Source organism: Pantoea sp. ME81 (genome assembly GCF_903970985.1).
Classification (GTDB): Bacteria; Pseudomonadota; Gammaproteobacteria; order Enterobacterales; family Enterobacteriaceae; genus Pantoea; species Pantoea communis.
In genome coordinates this window covers 1-4419 of record NZ_CAJCKS010000277.1, presented here as the reverse complement: position 1 = coordinate 4419, position 4419 = coordinate 1, and the positions used below count along the sequence as shown (strand labels likewise).

Annotated in this window: 6 protein-coding genes; 4 read left to right on the top strand and 2 right to left on the bottom strand. The window is 57.0% G+C overall.

The window, feature by feature from the left end:
- The 4 genes from H7A81_RS26075 to hpxZ form a co-directional block, all read left to right on the top strand.
- The coding region (locus tag H7A81_RS26075; RefSeq protein ID WP_182059205.1) for a gamma-glutamyltransferase at positions 1-765 on the top strand (765 nt) is incomplete at its 5' end.
- Between the two features lie 11 nt (positions 766-776).
- Positions 777-962 carry an oxalurate catabolism protein HpxX gene (gene hpxX / locus H7A81_RS26070; RefSeq protein WP_034825399.1) on the top strand — a complete coding sequence of 62 codons (186 nt, stop codon included), beginning with the start codon at positions 777-779 and terminating at the stop codon, positions 960-962.
- Entirely contained in the window at positions 959-2356 is a 1398-nt protein-coding gene (locus H7A81_RS26065; protein WP_182059204.1) for an AtzE family amidohydrolase, read from the top strand. The genes hpxX and H7A81_RS26065 overlap by 4 nt, the downstream gene beginning before the upstream one ends.
- Positions 2357-2358: 2 nt before the next feature.
- The gene (gene hpxZ, locus H7A81_RS26060) at positions 2359-2742 is read left to right on the top strand and encodes an oxalurate catabolism protein HpxZ (RefSeq protein WP_034825401.1); all 384 of its coding nucleotides are present in this window, start codon (positions 2359-2361) and stop codon (positions 2740-2742) included.
- A 107-nt stretch (positions 2743-2849) separates the two neighbouring features.
- Here the strand turns inward: hpxZ and puuE are convergent, their stop codons facing one another.
- Positions 2850-3809 (bottom strand): allantoinase PuuE, encoded by a 960-nt coding sequence (gene puuE / locus H7A81_RS26055; RefSeq protein WP_058961567.1) that lies wholly within the window; start codon positions 3807-3809, stop codon positions 2850-2852.
- 34 nt (positions 3810-3843) lie between these two features.
- The coding region (locus H7A81_RS26050; protein WP_182059203.1) for an aspartate/glutamate racemase family protein at positions 3844-4419 on the bottom strand (576 nt) is incomplete at its 5' end.

Genomic DNA, 4419 nt, shown 5'->3' with positions numbered 1-4419 from the left:
GCGGATGAGGCACAAACTGTGCACCGCATTGTTGAGGCCACCAAAAAAGCCTTTGCCTTGCGCGACGAACACATCACCGATCCGCGCCATATCGACTTCAATGTGCAAGACCTGCTGAACACCGATCATCTTTCCACACTGGCAACGCAAATTAATGACCAACAAGCCGCGCCGTGGGGAACCGGGCGAGGTCCTGGCGATACCGTATGGATGGGGGTGATGGACAGCAGCGGGCTGGCCGTTTCCTTTATCCAGAGCATTTATCACGAATTTGGCAGCGGCGTCGTGTTACCGGGTACAGGCATTACCTGGCAAAACCGCGGTGCAGCCTTTAGCCTGCAACCGGGCCATCTGCTGGCGCTGGAACCCGGTAAACAACCGTTCCACACCTTAAATCCAGCGGCTGCGCGCCTTAAAGATGGCCGCACGATGGTTTACGGATCAATGGGGGGCGATGGCCAACCACAAACGCAGGCGGCGATTTTTACCCGCCACGTGATTCAGGGACAGCCACTACAACAGGCGGTCAGTGCACCGCGCTGGTTGCTGGGGCGAACCTGGGGACAATCCTCTGACTCTCTCAAACTCGAAGCGCGCATGTCAGCAGAAACGGTGCAGCAGTTGCGCGAACTCGGTCATGACGTTGAGCTGTTGCCTGATTTCAGCGAAGTCGTCGGCCACGCTGGCGCCATCGTCAGACACAATAACGGCATGCTGGAAGGTGCCTTCGATCCACGTAGCAACGGCAGCGCAGCCGGCTTTTAAAGGAAACCATCATGCATTCGCAACCGGACTGGGCGGCTTATATCGCTCAAATGGAACAGATTCTGGCTCTGGAGCTGGACGAAGCACGTCGCGCTGAATTGCTGGTACAGTTCAATCGCATCGCCGCCATGGCTGAACCGCTCATGGCTTTCCCGCTGGATGACCGGCTGGAAGTGGCAGGAGTGTTTCATCCATGAAACTGGCATCGTTATCCATCAAAGCGCTCAATCATGCGCTGAATCAAGGTGATATTAGCGCCCGTGAAGTGGCGCAACAGACGTTGAACGCCATTGAAGAGCACAATCCTGCACTCAATGCGTGGACCGAAGTCACCGGTCAGCGTATGTTGCGCGAGGCGGATCAGGTCGATTTGCAACGCCAGCGCGGTGAAGTATTGCCTGTGCTGGCGGGTATTCCTTATGCGGTTAAAAACCTGTTTGATGTCGCCGGTCACAGCACCCTTGCTGGTGCCAGCTTATTCAGTGAACGTGCAGCGGCCCGCGAAGATGCGTGGGCGGTGAGTCGACTGCGTCAGTCCGGTGCACTGCTCTCCGGCATGCTGAATATGGATGCCTACGCTTACGGCTTTACCACCGAAAACACCCATTATGGCCCGACCCATAATCCGCGCGATTTGAGCCGCGTGGCCGGTGGTTCCTCAGGCGGCTCGGCGGCGGCTGTCGCGTCAGGCTTAGTGCACTTCTCACTGGGCACCGATACCAATGGTTCGATCCGCGTGCCGGCCTCGTTGTGCGGTATCTATGGACTCAAACCGACCTTTGGTCGCTTATCGCGCAGTGGCAGCCATCCTTTTGTCGCCAGCCTCGATCATATCGGTCCGTTTGCTCGCTCGGTAGAAGATTTGAGTCTGGTGTACGATGCGCTGCAAGGTCACGATGCCAGCGATGCTTTCCAGGCAGCGCAGGCGAAGGAACCGGCCAGTGACGGATTAGTAAAAGGCGCAGAAGGCATACGTAGTGCAGTGTTGGGTGGTTTCTTTTCGACCTGGTGCAGCGAAGAAGCGCGTGCCGCCGTGCAAGTGGTGGCACAAGCGCTGGATGCCAGCGAAGCCGTCACGTTAGCCAACGCGGAAATTGCCCGTTCAGCGGCCTTTATCCTCACCGCCTCAGAAGGCGGCAATCACTATCTACCTGCTTTGCGCAATATGCCCGAGCAATTCGAACCGAACTCTCGCGAGCGTCTGCTGGCCGGAGCGATGCTGCCTTCCGCGTGGTATGTACAAGCGCAGCGCTTCCGCCGTCATTTCCAACATCAGGTGTTGCCGCTGTTTGAACAATTCGATGTCCTGATTGCACCGGCGACCCCTTGCACCGCGACCACCATTGGGCAAGAGACGATTCATATTAACGGCCAGGATTTGCCGACGCGCGCCAGTATGGGCATGTTAACGCAGCCGATTTCCTTCCTCGGCTTGCCGGTCTGTACCGTGCCTTTGCAAACTGCCAGCGGCTTACCGATTGGCTTACAGTTAATCGCAGCACCATTTAAAGAACATCTTGCACTGCGCGCCGCCTGGGCACTGCAGCAGCAAGGGTTGACCCTGCCACAAACTACCCTGATGGATGCGTAACCATGACACCTGAACATATTGATCGTCCTGCTGTGCTGGCTGAGGTGACCGCTGCGTTTTATCGCTATGAAGAAGCGCTGATCAGCAACAATGTGGATGTGCTGGATGAATTGTTTTGGCACGACGATCGCACCGTGCGTTTGGGCGCAGGGGAAAATCTGTATGGCATTGATGAGATCCGTGCATTTCGCGCTGCCCGTCCATCGAAGGGATTGGCGCGCACGCTACGTAATACGGTGATCACCACCTTTGGAGATGACTACGCGGTGTGCAGCACTGAGTTTACGCGTGAGGGCGTGGAGAAGATTGGTCGCCAGCAGCAAACATGGGTGCGCATGCCTTATGGGTGGCGGATTGTCGCGGCGCAGGTGAGTTTAATGAGCTAGCGGGGTAAACCGGCGCTCGTCAGTATGACTTAACTCGCGTGGTCAGGGCCGGTACGACAGTTCATGTCGTACCGGCCAAATGTGTCGGCGCGGAGTATCGCTGGTCGTTAAACAGCAGGAGCCGGGTGCGTCTCCATCCAGTGATCGGCGATTTGCTGGCGCGTACAAACCCACACATTCTCATGCTGCTGGATATGGTCAAGGAAACGCTGCAAGGCACGGAATTTGCCCGGGCGGCCCAGCAGTCGACAGTGCATGCCAATCGACATCATCTTCGGCGCGGTGTCGCCCTCTTCATACAACACATCAAAGGTGTCACGCAGATAGACAAAGAACTGCTCAGCGGTATTAAAGCCCTGCGGCGAGGCAAAGCGCATATCGTTACATTCCAGGGTATAAGGAATGATCAGATGCGGTTTCACCGTGCCATCCTGGCACGTCACCTGCGTCCAGAACGGAAGATCGTCGCCGTAATAATCACTGTCATAACTGAAGCCGCCGTTCTCCACGACTAAGCGGCGGGTGTTGGGGCTGTCGCGGCCGGTATACCAACCGGTTGGCGCTTTACCAAAGAGATCGCGCAGTACATCCACCGCCTGCTGCATGTGCTGACGTTCGGTTTTGGCATCCATCGACTGATAATGGATCCAGCGCCAGCCGTGGCTGACCACGTCATAATCCGCGGCTTTGATCGCTTCCACAATCTCCGGGTGACGCGCCAGCGCCATCGCCACGCCAAACACCGTCAGCGGCAACCCGCGCTTCTGGAATTCGTTGTGAATGCGCCAGAAACCGGCGCGCGAACCGTACTCGTACAGGGAATCCATCGACATATGGCGGTCGGCGTAACTGGCGGCGCCAATGATATCGGACAGGAATTGTTCAGAGCCCGCATCGCCGTGCAGCACGTTGTTTTCTGCGCCTTCCTCGTAATTGAGGACAAACTGCACCGCCACTTTGGCGTTGCCCGGCCACTGCGCGTGCGGCGGATGGTTCGCATAGCCAATCAGATCACGCGGATAGTTTTTGTTGAAGCTGTACTCTTTCTTTTCAGATACATCGCTCATTCTGTAAATTCCTTAGTCAGTCCTCAACCAGCCCTTAGTTTAGGTGCTGAAATGCGCCGCTGAGCGGTTTTTCAATCGGGTAATCTAAATCCCCGTGTTTGCTGGTACCAAAGCCCAGCGCCACCAGTGATTCCACCATTTTTACCGCAGCGCTCACGCCATCAATCACCGGCAGACCCAACTCTTTCGTTAACTCCTGCGCCAGTGAGGCCATTCCGCCACAGCCCAGCACAATCGCGCCGCTGCCATCTTCGCGTTTTGCCTGAATACAGCGCTGGCGCACTTTTTCCTGCGCCACGCCGCTGCCATCTTCCAGCGCCAGCACCGGGAGATCGATAGCGTGCAACGCCGCACAATGATGGGTAAAGCCATACTGCTGCAGCAGATGGCGGGCAATCACCAGGGTGCGCGGTAGCGTGGTGACAATTGAAAAGCGCGTCGCCACCAGCGTTGCCGTGTGCATGGCGGCTTCCGCAATACCAATCACCGGACCGTTGGCCAGTTCTCGCGCGGCCAGTAAACCCGGATCGCCGAAGCAGGCAATGATGTGGCCACTCACGCCCTGTGCTTTGCCGACCCTGACCTGTTCCAGTACGCCGATCGCCGCAAT